Source organism: Neisseria sp. P0021.S007 (assembly GCF_051956855.1).
In genome coordinates, this window is record NZ_JBQCXA010000652.1 from 1 (window position 1) to 643 (window position 643).

Consider the following 643-nt stretch of genomic DNA (forward strand, 5'->3'; position numbering starts at 1 on the left):
GTCGATATTGTAATCGCGTGCGGAGAACAAACCTACCACACGGCTCATCGCACCTGATTCGTTTTCCATCAGAATAGATAAGATATGTCGCATTTTTCTCTCCTTACGCTGACAATGTTTCGCGCATATGCGGCGGCAGAACCATCTCGTCCAAGCCTTTGCCGTTGCCGACCATAGGCAGTACGTTTTGTTTCTTATCAGTCAAGAAATCGAGGAATACCAGGCGGTCTTTTTGGTTTAATGCTTCCAGCAACGCGCCTTCTACATCGGATTTCTTGTCCACACGGATGCCGATATGGCCGTAGGCTTCAGCCAGTTTGACAAAATCAGGCAATGAGTCGAAATAGGTTTCCGATTCACGGTTGCCATAATAAAGTTCTTGCCATTGGCGGACCATGCCGAGGTAGCCGTTGTTCAGGGTAACGACGTTAACCGGAACTCGGTATTGGAAGCAGGTCGACAGCTCTTGGATGTTCATCTGAATCGAGCCTTCGCCGGTGATGCAGAATACATCTTGATCAGGAGCGGCCAGTTTCGCACCGATGGCATATGGCAAGCCTACGCCCATTGTGCCTAAACCGCCGGAATTGAGCCATTGGCGCGGACGCTCGAATGGGTAATATTGTGCGGTAAACATTTGGTG

1 protein-coding gene and 1 pseudogene are annotated in these 643 nt (G+C 49.8%); both read right to left on the bottom strand.

Annotated elements, in window-relative coordinates; genetic code table 11:
- Positions 1 to 93: pseudogene (locus ACTHUR_RS15185) on the bottom strand (acetolactate synthase small subunit); the annotation flags it as partial.
- Between the two features lie 10 nt (positions 94 to 103).
- A partial coding sequence (locus ACTHUR_RS15190) for a thiamine pyrophosphate-dependent enzyme (protein ID WP_440399457.1) occupies positions 104 to 643 on the bottom strand: 540 nt, incomplete at its 5' end.